Origin of the sequence: Paenibacillus dendritiformis, from assembly GCF_015845845.1 — a bacterium.
In the GTDB taxonomy this organism is placed as follows: domain Bacteria; phylum Bacillota; class Bacilli; order Paenibacillales; family Paenibacillaceae; genus Paenibacillus_B; species Paenibacillus_B dendritiformis_C.
Genome location: NZ_LDIG01000241.1, coordinates 1 through 21,495 on the forward strand (window position 1 = coordinate 1; position 21,495 = coordinate 21,495).

Here is a 21,495-nt window from a genome sequence, read left to right on the forward strand (position 1 = left end):
CAGACATGTTGATTAACCAAATTGTGTAACTCAAACAAGCCCGGCAGGGCTGAATTTTTCTCTTATCCTCTGCATCTTAACGAGCCATTCGGGAGGAAGGGAATTTAGCCTAAATAGACGTGCAAAGTGAATAAAGGACAGCTTTTGATGCCTAGATACGACCCCTTGAGTGGTATCAAATAACCATTTGAGTAACACGTAAACGATGAGAGCTACAAACAGCTGCCCGTACACGGCATTTTCAGTTGTCCCGAACAAAGTAGGGATATTCAAGTGCTGCTTGATCCAGCGAAAGAAAACCTCGATTTGCCACCGGGCTTTATACATCTGTGCGATTTCTTCTGGGGTCACTTGCATGAGATCGGTAACGACGCGGAGTTCTCGGCCATCGAAATCTTGGAAGGTAACGACGCGATGCCGCTTCTTGGATCGACATTGCTCTGTTCCAAGTTGGCACGTAATGTCCCGGATGACCGGGCTGTTAGGCTCTTTTTGCCGGCGTAGAGCACGTGGTTTTTCAAGATGAACGTTATCACGCAGTCGAACGACAAAGGATTGACCTTCTTCTTTGAAACGATCTAATCGTTCGAGCTTCCCGTAAGCCCGGTCCATAACCATAATGTAATCCAAATGGGTTAAGCTTTCACAGAGCGGACCATCATGTTTCGAACCAACCGTTTCGACCACGTTTAGAGGGGAGTCGCATTGGGCTTGCAAAGAAACATGTAGCTTAATGCCCGAACGCTCACCATGGTAAGGGGCCCAGGGCAAGCGAGTTTTTCCTACCGTTACGGTCGTCGAGTCAATCAAAAGCAATTCTTTAGGAAAGGCCAGCTTTCGGGTCGTTTGACGATTACAGGTTTGGATGAGCCGGTGTAGGAGCTCCTTGAATACAGCAAAGGGAACCTCAGCTGCCTTTCCGGAAAAACTGGAATAATGGACAGGAAGCAAGCCGCTGGCTGCTGCATGAACCACACCTGAACGGTAGCTATCCCATTGTTCAGAGGCAGCCATCGCCCAATATTGTAGCAAATGATGGACGGTAAACTTGCGGGCCTTGTCTTTATAGCCGGCGAGTTCGATTGCAGAATCGATTTCTTCTGCAGGCAAAACGGATTGAAGGATGGACAGGATCGTGGTAGACTTTTTCATGGAGTCGCCACCTTTCTTCGGTTGAGTTTGTAGGCGTACAAACATTTTACCGGGTGTGCGGCTTTTTTTCTACCATTTTGTGGTTAATCAACAGGTGTGTTCTATGGTAAATGTAGCGGGAGATTCGGCACTTGCAACATATGTCCCATTTCTAGTGGTGATTGTTCCTCCCAGGGTAGCACGGTAAAATCCCGAAGATAACATACCAATGGAAGCTTGATCCTCAATTACAGATTTTGCAGGATTCACAGGATAATTAAACGTTTGTTGAGATACGTACTCCCAAGTAAACGTTGCACGGTTCAATTTTTCAAACGTTACTTTCACATTAGAGTAATTTATCTTCTTAAGACCAGCAGCCACCCGCCAATCACATATTGCTCCTCCTGCGGATGTAGGCTCACAATCGATTCTCCCCATTGGGTTTGCGAATGTGCTAGCGTTATCAGAGGAGGGGGCTCGTTGTTCTTTTTGAGGTATAAAAATAGTTTCTCCTGCACGAATCTCAACCTCAGGAGCGGCTGATACAATCGATACTGAAAAAATTGTCACAAATAATAACAGTGCGGAAGCGAATGAGAAAATTCTTTTCATAAGATTCCAGTCCTTTCTATTTTTGTGACAGTTGGCCAACTATACAATCCATTAAGGGACATGTTCCTTATAGTCATAATAACACTAAAATATACAAATTATTGTCGATAAATGTAAAATCCAAAGTTCTATTTTGAGATGAACTGCGGGACTAAATTCCCATAAATAGGTTGAATAATGTTGAAGAATTAGACAAAAAAGTCATCAGGTTCAGAAATATTATTCTCAATAATTGAAAGAACTTCTCCTTTAATTCTTGAGAGAATAAATTGCTCATCAACTCCGTGTTTTTTAAAGTGACTTACATCATCAAAACTTCCAACTTTGATCATCGTATTTTCACGTAAATTAAAGGCAAGAGTCGCAATTAATTTATCTTGGAAAATTATATTGGTGGTTATTTGTTGCGCTTCTAAATCTACATCTGTGAACACTGCTTTCAAATTTAATGGCACAAACTCTGTGTATCCTGTCATTGCAAATCATTCCCTTCCCTTATAATTTCCAATTTATCTATTGTTCAATAATGACATAAAATCATCTAAAAAAGCAATCCTAGATACAAGCAAAACTAAACGGCCTCAGTCTGATGGAATTTAGAACGAAGGCCGCTTAATTCATTTTTATTTTTTGTACTTTATACTTGACGGGGGGAGCTCAAAAAATCTCACCGCTTTTTTTCATTAGATAGTTCACGAATTTTAAAATTGACAGCGATAATTAAACCGATTTCTCTTAGATATAAAATTTGTAACTTCCCCACAGGCTATATAATTCCCTTCTTCAATATGAATTCCTAGTATTTCCAACACCATCTCAAAAATAAAATGAGTTATACCTGATTGAAGTAACAGAAAACAATATCTTGAAACATGCACATGGGAACTTGAAAAGCAAAATGGGCGGGTATGATCGGTTCTACTACCTCTCGAACACGAATTGTTGTGGAGTGTTTTGGGGCTTTATGTTTTATTTCGTATGATTTGAATAATTCAGCAATGCCGTTTTGTAACTGGCGGCCATCGAGGCCGTATGCATTGCACAGGCGGAGTGATTTCATGGATACGAGAAAAACCGCTTCCCGATAACCTGCCGGTCGGGAAACGGCTGCTCGTCATGCTTCATTATCGATGCCGGAGCCGCCGGGATGGCGCTTCCGGTTCCTCTCTTCTTATAATGCTTGCTTGCCTGCCCGTTCGCGCCAGTAGTTCAGCAAATCCTCCAGCGTCCGTTCCAGCGGGATCTCCGGCTTCCAGCCCGTCTGGCGGGAGAATTTGGTGTTATCGCCCAGCAAAATCTCCACATCCGACGGCCGCATCCGGCTCGGATCCGGAACGATGTCGATGTTGACACTGCTGAAGGAGAGCAGCATGTTCAGCATCTCGCGAATCGTGACGCAGGATCCGGAGGCGATATTGTAGCATTCGCCGGGTACGCCTTTTTCCAGAGCAAGCCAATAGGCCCGTACGACATCCCGCACGTCGGTAAAGTCCCGCTTCGCGTTCAAGTTGCCGACATGGACGACCGGCGCCCGAAGCCCCTTCTCGATCTCGGCAATCTGCTTGGCGAAGTTGGACGTCACGAACTGCTCGCCCCGGCGAGGGCCCGTATGATTGAAGGTACGAGTGCGAAGCACATGCAGACCATAGCTTTTGAAATATTGGTAACCAAGATAATCTTGTGCTGCCTTGCTCACCGCATACGGACTCAGCGGCCGCAGCGGATTGTCCTCAGTAATCGGCGTCTCGTGAGGCTCGACATGGCCGTATTCTTCGCTGGAACAGGCGATCTGGATCTTGCAGTCAAGATCGTGGCGGCGGACTGCCTCGAAAATATTAAGCTGCCCCGCCACATTGTTCGTAATCGTATCGACGGGAGAATTCCAGGAGGTCGGGACGAAGCTCTGCGCCGCCAGATGGAAAATCAAATCCGGCTTTTCCTGCGTCAGCAGCGTTTCGACCGAGAACGGATCGCGCAGTTCGCACTCGACCAGATGAATCATGGATTCGATATGGCGGATATGCTCCATGCGGCTCCGGTTGCGGATCGTTCCGACGACCTCAACGCCCCGATCCAGCAAATATTCCGCCATATGGCTTCCGACAAACCCGGAGACACCGGTAACCAGCGCCTTCATGTAAGGGAATCACCTCTCTCATATAGTTGCGGCATGGGGGCGGAGAATACCTGGCTCCGCTCGCCCGGCACATACCTAATCATCAGATGCCACATCTTATGGGATTCACCTATAAAAGGCCACGGCATTCGTACCGGTTTCTGATTTTTTTGCCTAGAGGGCTGCGTCATGCTCCCGCTGAATGTCATTCGCGTCGCCGTCAGGAAGGAACTTCGCGACATCAAGCGGAATGCCATGCCGCATGCAGTAGCTCTCCTTCGTGTCGCCGGGCAGCGCCTCGGTGCTGTCCAGGAGCAGCCGAAGCGCGAACTCGTTCGCCTGCCGCTCGAATTTGCCGACGGAGAACAGCGTGTTCCGCTCGATGAAGAAATGGCCGGTTCCCGTATGCAGCCGGTCGTGGGCGAGCTCATGCGCGCAGACGAAGCGCTGCCACTCGAACGGCAGATCGGTATTGATCACGATATAGCGTCGGCGCAGCTTGCGGTAATAAAAGCCGCGCGTCGAATTGCCGAGCCGCGCCTGCTTGACGATTATGTTCAGCCGCTGCGCCAGTTGAAAAGGACAGTTCGTTTTGTATTTCCGAATCAGCTTGCTTACGATGTTCTCAACATCCATGCCATGCACCCCGCGGTTTCAAGGTTCGAATGTTCATTCCGTTCGCTTCGGCTTCCGTTTGTTCCTCTTCTTCGCATCCCAGAACAAGGCTTCCAGCACTTGAATGACCCGTTCGCGGTCGTCTTCGTCCATCGGCACGCCGTCGAACATCACCTCCGGATCTTCCTCCAGCATTTTGCGAAAATCGCGCTTGTCCTTGGCAGTGGCCCATTCCGGTATCGTACCCGCCGCATGCAGCGCGAGCGGGTTGTCCGTCCGCCCGAGCAGGTAGTCGGCAGAGGTGTGCAGCATATCGGCCAGGCGACCGATAATATCGCTCGGCGGCGTCGTGCGTCCCGCTTCATAGTTGGCCACATTGGCGCGCTTCATGCCGAGCGCATGGGCGACATCATCCTGGGAAAGGCCGTGCTTCAAGCGAAGCTGCTTGATTCGTGAACCCATCACTTCTCTGTTCTTGCCAGTCATCGTTATCACCCTCGTCCTTTAATATATGAGCATCAATTCATCATTGACGCTCAATTCGGCGGTATGGTATGCTTGCAGTATAACATTACGAACATTTGTTCTCAATAGTTTGGTGCATGTTGTTGAAAATATATTTCTTTCAGTATAGATCGTTATTGTAAATAACGGAAGAGGTCTTTTTCCTAGGTTGAGGGGATTTGGGATGGTTGGTTTAGCCAGGCAGCATGAACCCTCGTTATTTTCTGATTGTTGTTTTTAATAACTTTTTAAAGTTTTTTTATATTTATTTTATATTATAAATAACGAATTGGGGAGTGGTTCACGATGTTGGCAACCATTAATCGGGCAGAGACGCGCAAGCGGGTAGAATCGGTGTTGGCTGTGGCGAAGCTGTACCGCAAAGCCGGAGCGGTTCGGCGGGAGATGCGGACGACGCTGGCTTATATTCCCCGTTATCACGGCGCGACGCACAAGGTCGGGAAGCCGGTCGAGGACGTCGCCGTCCACAACCTGGAGCGGGAGCAATACATGAAGACTGTCCATGACAATGTGACGAAGGCGATTGAACATTTGGGCGAGGCGGAGCGGGGCGTGATCGAGCGCTGTTATCTCAGCCCGCAGAACAGTACGCCGGATTATCTGCTCTGCCATGAAATGAACGTCAGCGAGCGCACCTTCCGCCGCATCAAGGCACGCGGGGTGATGGAGCTCGCCTTCCTGCTCGGGCTGGAAGTATATGCGGAGTAGGGGCAAGGCGGGACATCAAGAAGCATAAATATTTGATCTATCCGATCGCTCCATCGAACCGACGCTCGTTGCGGAATCCGTGACGGGCGTTTTTGATCGGCATGAACCGGTGCAATAGCTCTCTCCGAGCTGGAAGTGAACGACTGTTTTGAATCTCCCAAAATGCCGTGGCACCGCCAAACCGTCTCTGGCCTTCCGCTTGTCCGCTCGTTGGCCGGATGCTGGCACGCAGACGGGCGGCTTCCGATGATAAGATAGTAGCGTGAAGTGGTGTACCATTAGAACCGCGGATTAGGCGGAACGTGGACAAGCCATGAGTAGAGACCATTCGGATGATGATGCCGGATGGTCTTTGTTTTTGGCGAAGATGCAGTGGCTGCTTCACGGGAACGTACGCCGGATTGCAAAGGGGGAGAAAAACGTGCACAGTGCCGTGATTCGGCAAGGCGTGATGCGGCGCCTCAGGGAGATCTTCCCTAATATGACGGTGCTGGATGCCGAGGCGGCAGCGGATGCGACAGCGCCGTATTGCGCCGTCCGCATTCGAAGCGGCAGCAGGCAGCGCATTGGGGAGCGCCGCTATGCGGCAGCGTGGCAGGTGGAGATCGACTATGTGCCGGGAGAGACCGGAGAACGGCTGCATCCCGACGAGGTCGCCGATGCGCTGTATGATGTGTTGGAGCTCGTCGACTTCGGGACGATGCGCTGCCGCGGCGCCGAGATGAGCCACGAGTACCCGGATCATCTATTGCGCTTCCGGGTGCAGTATGGGCTCACGCTGCTGCGGGAGCGGGAGACGGGCAGCAAGATGGAAGCAATGAAGCAGGAGGGGCGGATTCGAGATGAGCATTGATGGGCAAGAGACGGCTTACGCGAAGGCGCAATGGCTGGAAGCGAAGGCGGACAGCGGACGGGAGCGGGATATGCTGCATGCTCTGCTCCGCGAGGACGGCATGTATACGAAGGCGCAGGTTGCCGCGCAACTGCACCAATTTATGATTCAGGAGGTATTGTGATGGCTGGAGGAACATGGATGACGCAGAACAAAGTAAGACCGGGCGTATATGTGCGCTTCGATTCGGAAGCGGGCCCGATGGGAACGATGGGAGAGCGCGGGGTTGTGGCCCTGCCGTTGAAATTGAGCTGGGGACCAGCCCGTCAGGTGCTGGAACTGCCAGCCGGAGAAGCGACTTTCGAGCTTCTTGGTTATGAGGTGACCGACAAGGCGCTGCTGCTGGTGCGCGAAGCATTCAAGCGGGCCAAGACGGTGCTGTTGTACCGATTGAATGAAGGCACCAAGGCCCAGGCCACTCACAAGGAATGGAAGGCGATTGCCCGCTGCGGCGGCGTTCGCGGGAACGACATCGTACTCGTGGTGCGTCCGAACGTCCTCGACGATACGAAGATGGACGTTATCACGAAGGTCGCGGGTCGCGAGGTCGATCTTCAGACCGTCGCCCAGGCAGAGGAGCTTAAGGCCAACGCTTGGGTGGAATTCGAAGGCAGCGGGGCGCTGGAGGCGATCGCGGGCTTGCCGCTGACTGGCGGCGAGGACGGCGCGGCGACGAATGAAGACCATATGAACTTCCTGGATGCGCTGGCGGTGCAGGATTTCCATGCGGTGGCCCTGCCGTCGGAGGACAAGACACTCGCTTCCGTCTATACCGCCTTCATCAAGCGGATGCGCGAGGAGGAAGGGAAAAAGGTACAGGCCGTGCTTCCGAACTATCCGCTGGCGGACAGCGAAGGCGTCATCAGCGTGAAGAACGGGGTCAAGCTGGCGGACGGCACCGTGCTTGGCGCTGCCGAAGCATGCGTGTGGGTGGCTGCCGCTACGGCTGCGGCGGCAATGAATGAGTCACTTACCTATACCGCGTATGAAGATGCGATCGACGCGGACGTGCGGCTGACGAACCGCCAGGTCGAAGCCGCGCTGGAGGCGGGCGAATTCGTATTCGTCCATCAGCGGGGCCGCGCGGTGGTCGAGCAGGACATCAACAGCTTTACGTCTCATACTCCGGATAAGGGCCGCGTTTTCTCCAAAAACCGGGTCGTTCGGGTGCTTGACGGCATTGCCAACGATATGAAGCAATTGTTCGAGACGTCCTATGTCGGCAAGGTGAACAATAACGGCGACGGCCGCCAGTTGTTCCGCGGCGAATGCATCGCTTACCTTGATCAACTCGTGCGCTTGTCCGCGATTCAGCCATTTGATGCGCAGACCGATGTACAGGTCACGTCTGGCGATACGAGCGACAGTATCGTTATTCAGCTGGCGGTGCAGCCGGTTGACGCCGTAGAGAAAATTTATATGAAAGTGAAGGTGAAGTAACATGGCATTGTTGCAGGCGAAGGATACGATTTCGGGCCGCGAAGGCCGGGCATTTGCTCAAATTGACGGTAAAAACGAGGAAATGTTCTATGTAAAGACGCTGGAGGCGAAGATCGAAAAGCAGAAAGCGGAAGTCAAGGTGCTCGGCAGCCGCAGCGTGCAGCATAAGGCAGCGGGCTGGACGGGAACCGGCAGCATGACGATCTACTATATGACGCCGCTGTTCCGCAATATGATGCTTGATTATATCAAGCATGGCAAAGACACGAACTTCATTATCCAGATTACGAATGAAGATCCGATGTCCTCGATTGGCACGCAGACGGTCTGCCTGAAGAATGTCAATCTGAACAGCGTCGTCATGGCGAAGCTGGATACGGAGAGCGACGTGCTGGAAGAGGAAGTTGAGTTTACGTTTGACGACGTTGATATTTTAAATAACTTCAATATCATTTCGTAATTACAAATAACATGCGAGGTGAAAGCAGCAATGAGTTCATTGCGATATTTTTTGGCCCAAAATGCGGAGACGAATACGGAGACGGCTTATGTCGTCTCTGCCCGCTTCAAGGATGAACAGGGTGAGCCGGTGCCGTGGCAGCTTCGAAGCATCAGCGAGGTCGAGAACGAGCAGTGCCGCAAGGCCGCGACCAAACAGAAGAAGGGCAAGGGAGGCGCCGTGACGCCGGAGATTGATTTCAATGAATATACGGCGAAGCTGATCGTGGCGAGCGTCGTCTTTCCGGATCTGAAAAACTCGGAGCTCCAGCAATCGTATGGCGTCATGGGAGCGGAAGCGCTGCTTCGCAAGATGCTCCTGCCGGGAGAATATGCGGCGCTGCTGCAAGAGGTTCAGGAACTGAATGGCTTCAATCAGGACATGAGCGAACTCATTGATGAAGTAAAAAACTAATCCGGGAGGGCGACGGGGAAGCGAACTATGCCTATTACGCCCTCCACAAGCTTCGCATTCTGCCGCATGAGCTGCTCGCTCTGCCCGAGCGCGAGCGGGCAGCCATCTATGCGATGATCGACATTCGCGTGGAGGAGGAACGCCGCGCGCAGCGCAAGATGAAGAAGCGGTAGAACAACCGCGGATAGTAGAGCCTTCTCTCTAGTTCTGATGAGGAAGTAGGCGGGAAGGCTTGGTATCTGCCGGGGAAAGGAGGAGAGTTCATGAACGAGAAGCAGCTTATCATCTTCAAGCCGCCACAGCCGCCGGCTCCTGTCGTGCTCCCCCAGCGTGTCAACCGCATGCGCAACGATTGGAGCTTCGAATTCAACCCGATGCTGAAAATGATGGGTATGACGCATCTGAGGATCATGGCTTCGATTGATGAAGTCGTCAAGAAGTCATTTCATTCGATGACAGAGTCATGGAAGCAGCTTGCTGCGCACGCGGGCAAGGAATGGAGCGATGCGGCTCACAGCTTCACTAAAGCGGTTGAAGCAGCAGGCGCCTCCGCAGTGGAAGCAGGAGGGTCCACAGATGAGGAAGGTAACAAACAGCAACAGAACAAGGGCAAGGACGAAGAAGAAAAAACGATAGGGCAGAAAATGAAAAGCGCGGCCCTTCCTATATTGAACGCGCTCCAGACGATGGGCGTCCATGCGATTCAGAATGCGGCTGCGGCGGAAGATTTCCGTTCCCGCTACCAGGCGCAATATGGCAATGCGCAGCAGGGAGCGGCGGTGTTCGAAACCATGAGGTCCCAAGCGCTCAAGTCGGGGCGAGATGTGAACCAGTCGTTGGAGTCGGGGCTTGTGCTGACTTCGATATCGAAAAATGCCAATGACGTCACCAAGATGAATGAAATGGTCCAGCGCTTGGCCGCCTTCCGGCCGAACGAAAATGCCGCCGGACTTGCAAGCTCGATGAAGGAGGCTTACTTCGGAAAGGCGGACGGCCTGCTTGGGCAGTTGAATCTGCCGATCAATGAGGACCTTCAGAAAAAAATGGAGTCCTTCGGCCAGACCGGGAATTTGGACGGCTTCCTGGAGGCCTTCGATGAATTGATGACCAAGGCCGGGATGAGCCAGGAATCTCTTGCTCTCTTGATGGAAAGTCCGGTGAAGCAATGGGAGCTTGCCGTCAATCGCTTCCAAGGCATGCTGGCCTTAATGGGCGAGACGGCCATGATGGCGTTCGGCCCCGTACTGCAATTATTGAATCAGGCATTTGAGGAAGGGCGGTTCAACGGCTTTTTCGAAGCGATTCATGGCGGATTAAGCTTGCTTGGATCCATCACGGAAACGGTCGTGGGCTTTCTGCTGGAAAACTGGAGCCTGGTCGAAAATGCCCTCGTTGCCATCGGCATCGTTGTTGCCACGGTCGCTGCGAATTGGCTCGTTCAGTGGCTGATTGCGGTTTGGCCGATTTTTGCGATTATTGCAGCGATTGTGCTGATTATGGAAGCGTTGAATAGTTTGGGCGTATCGACCGGAACCGTGGTCGGTTATATTGTTGGCGCATTTTTTGCTGTTGGTGCGGCAGTTATGAGCGTGGCTGCGGTTATTTGGAACGCCATCTTGTCTTTAGTAGAAGCTTGTTTCAATCAATTTAATAATTTAGGAGAGGGCATCGAAAGAGTTTTCTGGGAGATATTGAAGAACGTACAAGATCTAGTTTCCAATATTGCAAACGGAATTATCAGAGGAGTCAACAAGGTGATAACGGCCATAAACAATTTGACCGGCTCCACCATGGATACCTTTGATGAGTGGCATCCCGAGTGGGTGGATGAAAGCAAACTTCAGTCCGACGGAAACAAACTGGTCGACTTATCCAAATACCGTATGGAACAGACGGATGTTACAGCCGCGTTCAAGAAAGGCCAGGACTTCGTCAAGAATAACAGTGGTTTCACAAACGACCTGTTCAAAAAGATTACCGATCCCGGCCCAACAGGAACAGACCAGTTCAAGCCGATCAGCACGGGCCTAGGCACGGGCATGAATGCGCCGCAAATCTCAAAGGTAGGAGAAGTCGGCAAAATCGGCAAGGTCGGCAAGGTCGAAGGCGAGGTCGATATTTCCGACGAGAAGCTGATGATGATGCGGGAGCTGGCGGAAATGGACAGCATTCAGAACTTCGTGACGCTGACGCCGACGGTGCAGGTGTCCACAGGCGACATCCACCAAGGCTTTGACTTCGATACGCTCATCAACCGGATCGAACAGAAGCTGGAGGAAGAGTTCGTCTCGACGGCGGAAGGGGTGTACGGGTGATGAATGAATACCGCATCTTTCTAAGCATCAACAATCAGGAGCAGGTGATGGAGCTGCCCGTCAACCCGCCCCAGCTTCAGGTGAGCGAATCCGGGAATCTGTCCTCCTTCGACATTATCGGACTGGGCGAGGTGAACGCGATTCAGCCGATGAAGCTGGCCGAGCTGCAATTCAGCAGCCTGTTCCCCGCAGGGCCGGCCCCATATGTTCATGTCCCTCCTGAGCGGCTGCTCCAGCCGAAGGACTATGTCGAGATGCTGCGCGGCTGGATGAAGCGGCAGCGCCCGATCCGGTTCGTGCTGACCTCGCCTTCCATGCGCATCAATCTGGCGATGGTCATCGAGAAGTTCACATGGTCGGAGTCGTCCGGCAGCGTAGGGGATATCGATTATGAGCTCGGTTTGAAGGAATATCGCTTTTTCCATGCGCATAAAATGACGAAGTCCGCGAATACGAACAGCACCGTCACGATCCAAAAGGCCCCTCCGGAGCGGCCGGATGAACGCATGATTCCTTCCGCCTATACGCTTGGCCCGGGCGAATCGCTATGGGCGGTAGCCAAACGATTTTTCAATGATGAGAGCAAGGTTGTTGAGATTCAGCGCCTGAACGGTCTTCGGAGCGATGAAGTCAAGGATCTGGAACAAGGCCGGAAGCTGCGGCTGCGGTAGGAGGTGCAGGCATGATCGAAGTCATTATTGATAACCGCAATAAGACGATGTGGGATATTTCCGAGCTGATTACCGATATGACCTGGTCGACGTCCCGTTCCGGCAAGCCGGCTAAGATGTCCTTGACTTATGTATCTGGAGCGCTGTTCCAGAGCCGGAAATTTACTGTCAACAATGGCGATGTCGTGCGGGTGAGGATCGACGGCAAGCCGGTGTTTTACGGATATGTGTTCACCATCGAGACCGGTGAGGACGATAAGGTGAAGCTGACCGCCTATGACCAGATCCGGTACTTGCTAACGAACGATACGTATGTGCTCGAAAATGTGACGGCCACGGATCTCATCAAGCGGATAGCGAAGGACTGCGAGCTGAAGATCGGCGATCTGGCCGACACGAAGCATGTCATTCCCCTCGTGATGGAGGATAACAAGAAGCTGCTCGATATTATCTGCCGCGCGCTGGACAAGACGCTGATTGCGACGCGCAATATTTTCATATTTTATGACGACTTCGGCAAGCTGACGCTGCGGGATGCGAAAACGTGGACAACCGACATCATTATCGGTGAAGAGAGCCAGATGCGGGGGTTCTCGCACAAGCGGTCGATTGACGATGAGACCTACAACCGCGTGAAGCTGTTCCGGGACAACAAGGCGTCGGGCAAGCGCGAGACTTATATTATGCAGGACAGCGCGAACATCGCGAGATGGGGAAGACTGCAGTTGTCCGAAAAACTCGAAGAGGGCATGAATGACGCCCAAATCAAGGAGCTTCTCGCATCCTATATGAAGCTTCACAACCGCGAGAAAAAAACATTAAAAGTGGACGCCGTAGGGGATGTGCGCATTCGGGCCGGAATGTACATCCCTCTTTATTTGCCCGAACAACAGATTCAGCAATATATGCTCATCGATGAATGCTCCCACGACTGGGACGGTTCGGGACATAAAATGTCACTAACATTGAAGGTGATCTAGATATGGGGATGCTGGATATTATCAAAAAAGCCGGAGTGGGCGCCGTCGAGGCTTCCAGTCCGGTCTCGCTGCTGTTCGGCGAGGTGCTGAGCGCCGCTCCGCTCCGCATTCAGGTCGATCAGCGGTTCACGCTTCCCGCCAGCGCCATAGCCTTAACCGAGCAGTTGACCGAGTATAAGGTACGGATCGGCACGGAGGAGGTCGTCATCCGGCATGGGTTGAAGGCCGGTGACAAGGTGCTGCTCGCCCGCGCGCAAGGCGGCCAGATGTATATTGCCATCGACAGGGTGGTGGGCATGTGATTCCACAAGTGCTGTTGGATATGGAAGATACTTTTGAAGTTGCCGAGGCCAGCCAGCCGACACGGACTTACCGAATTGATCGCGGAGCGGGCAGGGTTGCAGGCATAACCGATGGCCTGGATGCGATGAAGCAGGCGATCGACAAGCTGCTGCAGACGGAACGGTATGAGCATCTCATCTATAGTCCGAATTACGGAACCGAGCTGAGAGCGAATCTTGGATATGGCGCGGGCTTCGTTCAATCTGAACTGGAACGGGCGATTACCGAAGCGCTGATGCAGGATGACCGGGTGCGGAGCGTTACCGCATTCGAATTCCAATCGGCGGAGGATGCCATGCTGGTCAGCTTCATGGTGGAGACGACGGAAGGGACGGTGCAGACGATGAAGGAGGTGACCGTCAATGGATAATGGAATTGGAGGACAAGCGTACTTGCAGGAGACGCCGCGCTATGAGGATATTTTGGCGCGCATGCTGGAGCGGGTTCCCAATGAGGTGGACAAGCGGGAAGGCAGCATCATCTACGATGCGCTCGCGCCGGTCGCGGCCGAATTGGCGCAGTGGTACCAAGAGATGAGCTTGAACCGCGAGCTATCCTATGCCGATACGGCTACAGGCGCTTATCTGGAGCGCCGGACGGCCGAGTTCGGCGTCCGGCGACTGCCTGCTGTCGCCGCCAAGCGGAGAGGGAGATTTTACGCTGCGGACGGATCGCCGAAGAGCGTGCCGATCGGCAGCCGTTTTGCGATCGAAGATTTGACATGGCGGGTAACGGCATCGCTGACCCCTGGGGAAAGCGAGCTGACCTGCGAGACGGAGGGAGCGGACGGCAATCGGCTCTATGGAGAACTCACGCCGATCGACTATATCGCCGGGTTGGCGCGGGCGGAACTTGGGGACATTCTTGTCCCCGGGGAGGACACGGAATCCGATGACGCGCTTCGCGATCGCTATCTTGAAGCGATTAACGAGCAGCCGTTCGGGGGCAATGTGTCCGACTATCGGACGAAGCTGACCGTCATGCCGGGCGTAGGCGGTGTGAAGGTGTTTCCGGCCTGGCAAGGGGGCGGAACGGTCAAATGTACGCTCATCTCGTCGGATTATCAGGTTCCGTCGGCGGAGCTGATTGCCGAGGTTCAGGAGCAGACCGATCCGAAGGCGGCAGCCGGCATGGGTGGAGGCTTCGCTCCTATCGGGCATCAGGTAACGATCGCGGCTGTGCGTCCCGTGGAGTTGCAGGTCGAGACGACGCTGCAGCTCGACAAGGGAATGACGCTTGGCCAGGTGCAGGGAGACGTCGAGCAGGTGCTGCAGCAATATATGCATCTGCTTCGGGAGTCGTGGAAGGACCAGGAGAAGCTGATCGTCCGCATCAGCCAGATGGAAGCCCGCATACTCACCGTGCCGGGGGTTGCGGATGTGAGCGGCACGACGCTGAACGGAACCGCGGCCAATCTGGAACTCGCCGAGGAGGAAGTGCCTGTGCTGCGGGAGGTGAAGCTCCATGGAGCGTAACTATTGCTCCTATTTGCCTCCCTATTATGAGGGCATTCGCGAATTCGAATGGCTGGGAGAGACCGTCGATGCGGAGCTGAAAGGCGTGGCGGCCGGGGCCGACAAATGGCTGAACGATCAATTCGTGCTCACGGCGAGCGAGGCTTCGTTGAAGCGCAGGGAAGAACAGCTCGGCATTCAGGCCGACCCGACACAGGAGTCATTGGATTTCCGGAAAAAACGGGTCATGAACCGCTACTCCACCAAGCCGCCGTTCACGGTGCGGTACTTGCAAGAGCGACTCGACTTCCTGCTTGGCGCCGATCGGGCCAAGGTGGAGCTCGACGTCGGCCGCTTCGAGCTGACCGTTCGGGCGAAGCTGACCGACGCGGCGATTTTCAAGGAAGTGGAGCATACGGTGCGCTTCATGAAGCCGGCCAATCTCTTGTATCGGCAGGCCACATCCTTGTCGGAGCGGATCGAGGTACAGGAGCATTTGAGCCGTACCCCGCTTAACCGCCGGACGAAGCTGTCGACGGGCTGGAGACTGGGACGGACGCCGTTAGCCGAACGGGGACAGGAGGTCGTATTGAAATGATTAGTTCTATTTTATTGCAGGAAATGGCGCAGCACGTCAACCGTAGAATCGCCAAGGTCGTGCTGAACCAATCCGTGGAAATTACGGATTTTCAGATCAAGGATGTATCGGAGCAGGAAGTGCTGATGGAATACATTATCCCCGCCGGTGCGGCGGAGACCGTGACGCTGATTGAGTTGCAGGATGAATCCGGCACGGTCCTGACCTCGAATCCGGTATACATTCCGCTTACAACCGATACGCTCATCAAGCATCCAATCGCAATCAAGGAGGTGGCCTAGATGTCATACGAGGCAAAGACCGACTGGAAATACGACGACCTCGTCACCGAGAAGGACATGAACCGCATCGAGCAGGGCCTGAAGGACGCCCATGTCCCAGCCTACCAGCCGCTAACGCTGAACCCCGGCCTCCAGGTGGTGGAGGTCGAGAATGATACGCCGTTCCGGATGGGGGAGGTGAAGGGACGGACGTTGGTGAATTTGTTGGGGCGTGCGGGAGGATGCGAAGATGTGAATCTCTGGGCTGATTCTTATACATCTCATATTCTTGATTCGACAAATAAAACATCGGGGTCGTATGGGATGAAGGTTTCATTCACCGGGGTTACTGGCTCTGGACTTGTCCATATTCAAAAAGTTTCCCTTAAAGCTGGTAAGTATTATGTGGCATTGGTTGATTTGAAAAACAGCAATGCTGCCGAGCTCTGTTTGAATTTTAATCATATCAATAGTACATGGGCTACCGATGTCTCGAAGTTTACTCCGGTTCATATTCGTTTATCACCTTCTGAAGATATAACATCTAATTTTCATGTCCTTATTAACGGAGAAACAAATTGTTACGGATATATGGATTCTGCGCGACTCTACGAAATTACCGAAGCTGAGTATAACGCAATCGGAAGCATGACACCTGAGCAGGTTGCGGAGCGGTATCCATATGTTGACTCTATGACAAATATCAAGAACCCGTATGCGATTGTTACGGGTGGGAATCTGCTGCCGCCGTTTTATGAGTGGACAATGACTATCAGCCAGATGAAGATCGCATCTCCCTATCACGCACTACTGATTGCTGATGGAGATAACACTGTGTTTGCGACTGATGTCAGGTCTTTGCCAGATACTCAATACGTGCTATCTGCGCAGCACGAAGGTAACATAAACATCGGATTTCTGGATGGTAATAAAAATATAATATCGCTGGCTGGTTATACAACGAGCCAGACACTGACAGTTACGACTCCGCCGAAAACGGAGTTTTTACGGGTTTATTTTAGCAACCTTGAGTTGGGTATCAAAACTTATACCATATCAAACCCAATGCTCAACATCGGCACCGAACCGAAGCCCTTCACTCCGCAGCAACGCAGTATGGTCGCCTTCGAGGCCGAACTCGCATCTCATCCGATAGACGGCAGCAATCCCGATACGCTCTTTATGGGAGACGATGGGCTGCCGTATGTACTGGAGCCGTGGAAGAAGGTTACGTTGGATGGTTCGTTGCCTTGGATTTACCGTGGTTCAGCTACTGGATTCAAGTGGGTTGGATTGGAGAAGATTGAGCGTCCAGAAAACGACACGGGGATTGTGACTAAGTATACCGGGGTATTATTGGAACGCAGTCCTTCGGGAACCGCCCCTACTGCTCCGGATCAACAATTTATTACCGGGCTTTTTAACAACAAAGTTTATGACGCGTTAACTATCACAATTTCCAATACCGACAGCGGATGGGGGCCGGATTACAAACCGGAACCAGAAGAGATTAAGCTCTATTTTATGGGCTGGAGAATGGCTGAGAATGTTGCGGGCTTCCCTCCGTATAACGGGACGGGAACTAAGTGTTGGTATCAAATAATTACCAATTCTGCGCCACAGACGGCGCGGCCGACAGAGACATATCCGGAATGGACTCCCTACCGCCTCCAATACCTAAAGGCGAAGCCAACCGTCGAACCCGTTCGGAATTATGAGTTGGGCGCGACACTCTCCGCAGGCTCGAACATGGTCGAGGTCGGCAGCGGTATTGTGATTCGGGAGAAGGCGAATCCGCAAGGTTCAGCGGTTTATAGCGGCTACTACATAAATGAGACAAAGGTATTCCCGACAAGCAAGCTCGCTTATGAGGTTCAGAAAATTCTGGGCGTCTATAAGCACGCACAAAATAACCACTGGGTTATAACCACGGGAAATGCCTACGGGAATGAGTTAGCATTTAAACCGCTTGCGGACTTCGACCCCACCGCAGTCTACCGCGTCACCTATACGATGCTCGATCCAACGCTAGCGGCTCCAATCAGCGGCACCGTTGCGGCCAATCTACGCGGGACTGTATCGGACTTGGTGCAGGAAGTGGGCGACATTGGTCGGCGGTTAAGCGTGGTCGAGAACAGCAAGGCGGAGAAGGACTCTCCTCCATGGATTACGCCGACTCTGTTGAACGGATGGGTGAGCTGGGGCGAGCGTTGGACCCCTCCGCAGTACTACAAAGATGATAACGGCATTGTTCATCTTCGTGGGTTGGTTAAAGGCGGAGTGATTGACGGTGGCAAGGCAATGTTCGTACTCCCGAAGGGATATCGTCCTTCCCACAGTTCCGCTCACGTAACTTATTCGCAAGGAGCGGGCGTCACTGAGGCTAACGGAGTTATAGCCCGTATTGACGTGTCTGGTGAGACAGGCTCAGTTTATCCAACGCGAGGATCAAATGAACTTTTCAGTTTAGAGGGGATCTCGTTCCGAGCCGAACGATAACGAAGGGGGACGCACAATGAAAGAAGCAATCATAACCGACCTCTCCGGTCGCTACATCGAACCGACGCTCGTTGCGGACTCCGTGACGGGCGTTTTTGATCGGCGGGAACCGATTGAGCCGGACGAACCCGGCACGCTCCCGCAGTCGGAACCGGTGCAACGTGACGACGAACAGCCATACGAACCGGCAACGGTGCTCGTAGGCTACACGGTGGCCGTGCCGATGCCAGATGGACTCTATCAGCCTATATTCGATGTCGAGGGCTACAGAGCAGTGCAGGAGGCATATGAGGCCGCATACGCCGAATACATGGCTATCTTCGCCGAGTATGACCTGGAGAGCGACGCTCCGATGCCGAAGCCGCCGCACCCTGTGGACGGCCCAAGCTTCTGGCGGAACGGCCTTACGGACGAGGAGATAGAAGTGCTGAATCCGCCGCCGCAGCCTTCACAGATGGATATGTTAGGTCAAGAACTGACACAATTAAAAATCAGGAATATTCAGCAGCAGAACGTCATTGACAGCTTAGGGGCGGAGCTAACCAATGCCAAACTTGAAATCATACAACTTAAAGGAGGGAAATTGGCATGAATTTTTGGAAGCTAGCTTTTGAATGCCGTTGGATCGACGCGGAGGGGCTATGCGCGGCGGTGAAGACGGCTGCCAATCCTTTCGGGGAAATCACGCCGGAAGAGTACAAGGAAATCACAGGAATTGACTTCAAATAACACCTAAATAATATTGTCAACAGTAAAGTGAATGAACGCGCAGGGTCATGGACGAGTAATCCGTTCGTGTTAGGCAGGGGAGTCCGGCTTGAACATGAAAACCTCTCTCCAAGCTACCCGCTGCTATAACGACGACAAAAACCCGCCCGGACGCTGATGCGTCCAAGGCGGGTTTCTTCCGTTGCTAACCCTGCAATTTCGGGGCAACCTCTCTTATATCGTCTGCAGCACAAAATGCATGACGAACAGAAGCGAAATGATATAGAACAGGGGCTTGACTTGGCGCCCTTTGCCCACCGCAAGGTGGAACAGCGCATAGCTGATGAAGCCGATCGCGATTCCGTCCACGATGCTGTGCATCAGCGGAATGAACGCGATGATGAAGAAGGCGGGAAGGCCTTCCTCCAGCCGTTCGAAGGAAATATTCCGGACTGCGGGCATCATCAAGCCGCCAATGAAGATCAGGATCGGCGCCACTGCCGGATCCGGAACGAGCGTGATGACCGGCATCGCAATGAACGTCAACAGGAACAGCACTCCCGTGACGATCGAGGTCCAGCCCGTTCTTCCGCCGGACGAGATGCCGGCGGCCGCTTCCACGGTCGAGACGGTCGGACTTGTGCCGAAAATCCCGCTCAGGAAGACCGTGACCGCATTCGCCTGAACGACGCGCTGGAACCGCTCCTGTCTGCCGCTCATGTTCAACTGCGCGTTAATCAGACCGACGCTCTCGAACACGATGACGAGCGTCAGCGAGAAGACGGCGACGATCAAGGTCGTAACGGGTAAGCCTTTCACGGTCAACTGCCCGAACACATCCCCATAGGTGGACCAGGAAAAGCCTCCGCCTCCGGCCGACGCATTCGTCGGAACGGCTCCGAACAGGTAGGCGAGCACGGTCCCTCCGATAATCGCCAGCAGCAGATTCCCCGGAACCTTGCGCATGTACAGAATGCATGTCAACGCCAAGGTCAACAGCGTAACCAGCACGCCCGGATCGGCAAAGGATTGCACCGCAATTATAGAGGAGCGATCCGAGACGATGACCCCGCCCTTTTGCAATCCGATGAGGACGAGCATGAGACCGATTCCGACCGAGATCGCTTCCTGTAATGAAGCGGGAATGGCCGTTCTCAGCTTCTCGACGAGCGTAGTCATGCTAATGGCAATGAAGCAAATGCCGGATATCGCGGTGACGGCCAGCGCTTGCTGCCACGTCAGCCCCATGCCCTGAACGAGCGTGTACGTGAACATCGCGTTGATTCCCATCCCCGGCGCGATGATCAGGGGCGCTTTGCCCCACCAGCCCATAATGAAGCAGCCGATCGCGGATGCGAGCACAGTAGCGATAATACCGGCTTCCTGCGGAATCCCGGCATCCGCCAATATCGATGAATTGACAATAATAATATAGACAATCGCAAAAAAAGATACGATTCCCGCTAACAGCTCCCGCCGCCAATCGCTTGGATTCAGGCGGACAACTGGATTAGGCGAAGCATTCTCCTTTGCATGCGACGGTCTCTCTCTTTCTTGGTGGACCAATCGAATACCTGCTTTCCATCGTAGCCCCTCACCCAACCCTTTCATGAATATGAAAGATAGACGGCATGAAGCCGCTATTGCGCTTATTGTATCACATCCTCGAAGGAAATAAACAAGAGGAATTTCACTTCCTGTTAAAAGGATAGTCTGCGGTCGATTGTCGCTGTTGTTTTTTTGAGAGAGGGGAGATCGGTTTTCCTGTTAAAAGGGAGAGACGTCTATTCTGTCATTCCTTAGCAGCACTCTCCCATCCGGTCAGAAGGGGATGCCCATGGCAATGGACTCATCTACATCAGCTAAAGGTGGAACCGTTCGCATGAAGGAGTACTTTCGCTGCATGAGAACTGCTGCGTCTTCTATTGATCTGCCAGATTCATAGGAAACATTGGGGGCAATCTCTCGTCTACAACATATGCCGATGGGGTTCCACCCTCCACGGCAGCTTGTATGGCGGCTGCGAATTGTATGCGGGACATTCAATTACAGCTTCGTTAGAACTTCACCGGTTCCGTAAAAAACGCCCGCTCAACCGGGCGCTTCAGATTGAAGACAAACTCCCTCGTAATACTGCAGTCGCGGGAGAGGTGCGACCGGTCTTCCAGAGCCAGGTCGTCATTTTTGCAGATTGCCGGGTTCGAGCGATACATTTTATAACCATCACGGTTCGTTGTTTCGTAAGACAGTACCGCATTGGCTGGACATAGGTAACAGTTATCGTGATCATCGTACACGTATTCATGCTTTTTAAAGAAGTTTTCTTTCGTTTGAGGACGGGTATAGGGCAGGACAGGCACTAGCGTTGCATCGAGCGGTTAGTTCAAACCTGAATCCGTGAAAGGGTTACGAATAAGAGAACCATCACTATCAGTTGTAACGATAGGCGCAGAAAGCAGAGGTGATGACTCGATTCACTTGAAAAAGACATCACGAAACAAAGCTTCCCTTGTGCAAAGCTTGAACGGAAACATAGGTTCGCAATCTATTATCCCGACAAGGTCCCGTAAATGCGCTGGAATGTCTGAAACCATGGACTATGTCTTCCGAAGCGGAGCTTCGTTTGTCTGGCATGCTCTACCATTCGAGAGGCCAGCCAGATCAGATTTTCGATGACCGTTTTGACCCGCCTGCGGCTGACTTTGTTTCGAAG

At 52.8% G+C, this 21,495-nt stretch carries 24 protein-coding genes and 2 pseudogenes; 17 read left to right on the plus strand and 9 right to left on the minus strand.

Annotation, left to right across the window (positions count from 1 at the left end; genetic code table 11):
• Window positions 1-30: 30 nt before the first annotated feature.
• The 6 genes from ABD76_RS23865 to ABD76_RS23890 all read right to left on the minus strand — a co-directional run bounded on the left by ABD76_RS23865 (window position 31) and on the right by ABD76_RS23890 (window position 4,963).
• A complete protein-coding gene (locus ABD76_RS23865) occupies window positions 31-1,197 on the minus strand; it encodes an IS4 family transposase (protein WP_242069761.1) in 1,167 nt (388 codons plus the stop codon).
• Between the two features lie 42 nt (window positions 1,198-1,239).
• Window positions 1,240-1,746 carry a hypothetical protein gene (locus ABD76_RS23870; RefSeq protein ID WP_197259514.1) on the minus strand — a complete coding sequence of 169 codons (507 nt, stop codon included), beginning with the start codon at window positions 1,744-1,746 and terminating at the stop codon, window positions 1,240-1,242.
• Window positions 1,747-1,934: 188 nt separating this feature from the next.
• A complete protein-coding gene (locus tag ABD76_RS23875; protein ID WP_197259515.1) occupies window positions 1,935-2,222 on the minus strand; it encodes a hypothetical protein in 288 nt (95 codons plus the stop codon).
• Between the two features lie 695 nt (window positions 2,223-2,917).
• Window positions 2,918-3,883 carry a GDP-mannose 4,6-dehydratase gene (locus tag ABD76_RS23880; protein ID WP_197259516.1) on the minus strand — a complete coding sequence of 322 codons (966 nt, stop codon included), beginning with the start codon at window positions 3,881-3,883 and terminating at the stop codon, window positions 2,918-2,920.
• A gap of 153 nt (window positions 3,884-4,036) precedes the next feature.
• Window positions 4,037-4,498, minus strand: a complete 462-nt coding sequence (locus ABD76_RS23885; RefSeq protein ID WP_197259517.1) for an ImmA/IrrE family metallo-endopeptidase — start codon at window positions 4,496-4,498, stop codon at window positions 4,037-4,039.
• A 33-nt stretch (window positions 4,499-4,531) separates the two neighbouring features.
• Window positions 4,532-4,963 (minus strand): helix-turn-helix domain-containing protein, encoded by a 432-nt coding sequence (locus ABD76_RS23890; RefSeq protein WP_197259518.1) that lies wholly within the window; start codon window positions 4,961-4,963, stop codon window positions 4,532-4,534.
• Window positions 4,964-5,287: 324 nt separating this feature from the next.
• Here ABD76_RS23890 and ABD76_RS23895 point away from each other — a divergent pair, with 324 nt between their 5' ends.
• The 17 genes from ABD76_RS23895 to ABD76_RS23975 all read left to right on the plus strand — a co-directional run bounded on the left by ABD76_RS23895 (window position 5,288) and on the right by ABD76_RS23975 (window position 18,803).
• On the plus strand, window positions 5,288-5,710 hold the full coding sequence (locus ABD76_RS23895) for an ArpU family phage packaging/lysis transcriptional regulator (RefSeq protein WP_197259519.1): 423 nt from the start codon (window positions 5,288-5,290) through the stop codon (window positions 5,708-5,710).
• 313 nt (window positions 5,711-6,023) lie between these two features.
• A complete protein-coding gene (locus ABD76_RS23900; protein ID WP_242069773.1) occupies window positions 6,024-6,563 on the plus strand; it encodes a phage tail terminator family protein in 540 nt (179 codons plus the stop codon).
• Window positions 6,553-6,726: a hypothetical protein gene (locus ABD76_RS23905; protein WP_197259520.1), complete on the plus strand. Its 174-nt coding sequence runs from the start codon at window positions 6,553-6,555 to the stop codon at window positions 6,724-6,726. Before ABD76_RS23900 ends, ABD76_RS23905 begins: the two co-directional genes overlap by 11 nt.
• Complete coding sequence (locus tag ABD76_RS23910) at window positions 6,726-8,042, plus strand: phage tail sheath family protein (RefSeq protein WP_197259521.1); 1,317 nt, start codon at window positions 6,726-6,728, stop codon at window positions 8,040-8,042. The genes ABD76_RS23905 and ABD76_RS23910 overlap by 1 nt, the downstream gene beginning before the upstream one ends.
• A gap of 1 nt (window position 8,043) precedes the next feature.
• Window positions 8,044-8,502, plus strand: coding sequence for a phage tail tube protein (locus ABD76_RS23915; RefSeq protein WP_197259522.1), 459 nt, complete (start codon window positions 8,044-8,046; stop codon window positions 8,500-8,502).
• A 30-nt stretch (window positions 8,503-8,532) separates the two neighbouring features.
• Window positions 8,533-8,955, plus strand: a complete 423-nt coding sequence (locus ABD76_RS23920; RefSeq protein ID WP_197259523.1) for a phage tail assembly chaperone — start codon at window positions 8,533-8,535, stop codon at window positions 8,953-8,955.
• Between the two features lie 263 nt (window positions 8,956-9,218).
• Window positions 9,219-11,270 (plus strand): phage tail protein, encoded by a 2,052-nt coding sequence (locus tag ABD76_RS23925; protein ID WP_197259524.1) that lies wholly within the window; start codon window positions 9,219-9,221, stop codon window positions 11,268-11,270.
• Entirely contained in the window at window positions 11,270-11,941 is a 672-nt protein-coding gene (locus ABD76_RS23930; RefSeq protein WP_197259525.1) for a LysM peptidoglycan-binding domain-containing protein, read from the plus strand. The genes ABD76_RS23925 and ABD76_RS23930 overlap by 1 nt, the downstream gene beginning before the upstream one ends.
• An 11-nt stretch (window positions 11,942-11,952) precedes the next feature.
• Window positions 11,953-12,921: an XkdQ/YqbQ family protein gene (locus tag ABD76_RS23935; RefSeq protein ID WP_197259526.1), complete on the plus strand. Its 969-nt coding sequence runs from the start codon at window positions 11,953-11,955 to the stop codon at window positions 12,919-12,921.
• Window positions 12,922-12,923: 2 nt separating this feature from the next.
• A complete protein-coding gene (locus ABD76_RS23940; RefSeq protein WP_172879161.1) occupies window positions 12,924-13,223 on the plus strand; it encodes a DUF2577 domain-containing protein in 300 nt (99 codons plus the stop codon).
• Window positions 13,220-13,633 carry a DUF2634 domain-containing protein gene (locus tag ABD76_RS23945; RefSeq protein ID WP_197259527.1) on the plus strand — a complete coding sequence of 138 codons (414 nt, stop codon included), beginning with the start codon at window positions 13,220-13,222 and terminating at the stop codon, window positions 13,631-13,633. The genes ABD76_RS23940 and ABD76_RS23945 overlap by 4 nt, the downstream gene beginning before the upstream one ends.
• A complete protein-coding gene (locus ABD76_RS23950) occupies window positions 13,626-14,738 on the plus strand; it encodes a baseplate J/gp47 family protein (RefSeq protein WP_197259528.1) in 1,113 nt (370 codons plus the stop codon). The genes ABD76_RS23945 and ABD76_RS23950 overlap by 8 nt, the downstream gene beginning before the upstream one ends.
• On the plus strand, window positions 14,728-15,315 hold the full coding sequence (locus ABD76_RS23955) for a putative phage tail protein (RefSeq protein ID WP_197259529.1): 588 nt from the start codon (window positions 14,728-14,730) through the stop codon (window positions 15,313-15,315). The genes ABD76_RS23950 and ABD76_RS23955 overlap by 11 nt, the downstream gene beginning before the upstream one ends.
• A complete protein-coding gene (locus ABD76_RS23960) occupies window positions 15,312-15,596 on the plus strand; it encodes a ketopantoate hydroxymethyltransferase (RefSeq protein WP_197259530.1) in 285 nt (94 codons plus the stop codon). Before ABD76_RS23955 ends, ABD76_RS23960 begins: the two co-directional genes overlap by 4 nt.
• Window positions 15,597-18,074 carry a hypothetical protein gene (locus ABD76_RS23965; RefSeq protein ID WP_197259535.1) on the plus strand — a complete coding sequence of 826 codons (2,478 nt, stop codon included), beginning with the start codon at window positions 15,597-15,599 and terminating at the stop codon, window positions 18,072-18,074.
• A 16-nt stretch (window positions 18,075-18,090) separates the two neighbouring features.
• Window positions 18,091-18,666: an XkdW family protein gene (locus tag ABD76_RS23970; RefSeq protein ID WP_197259531.1), complete on the plus strand. Its 576-nt coding sequence runs from the start codon at window positions 18,091-18,093 to the stop codon at window positions 18,664-18,666.
• Window positions 18,663-18,803, plus strand: a complete 141-nt coding sequence (locus ABD76_RS23975) for an XkdX family protein (RefSeq protein WP_197259532.1) — start codon at window positions 18,663-18,665, stop codon at window positions 18,801-18,803. The genes ABD76_RS23970 and ABD76_RS23975 overlap by 4 nt, the downstream gene beginning before the upstream one ends.
• A gap of 213 nt (window positions 18,804-19,016) precedes the next feature.
• Here the strand turns inward: ABD76_RS23975 and ABD76_RS23980 are convergent, their stop codons facing one another.
• The 3 genes and pseudogenes from ABD76_RS23980 to ABD76_RS29930 all read right to left on the minus strand — a co-directional run.
• Window positions 19,017-20,348, minus strand: a complete 1,332-nt coding sequence (locus tag ABD76_RS23980; RefSeq protein WP_242069774.1) for an NCS2 family permease — start codon at window positions 20,346-20,348, stop codon at window positions 19,017-19,019.
• A 620-nt stretch (window positions 20,349-20,968) separates the two neighbouring features.
• A pseudogene (locus tag ABD76_RS29925) lies at window positions 20,969-21,139 on the minus strand (IS5/IS1182 family transposase); the annotation flags it as partial.
• Between the two features lie 191 nt (window positions 21,140-21,330).
• Window positions 21,331-21,495: pseudogene (locus tag ABD76_RS29930) on the minus strand (IS1380 family transposase); the annotation flags it as partial.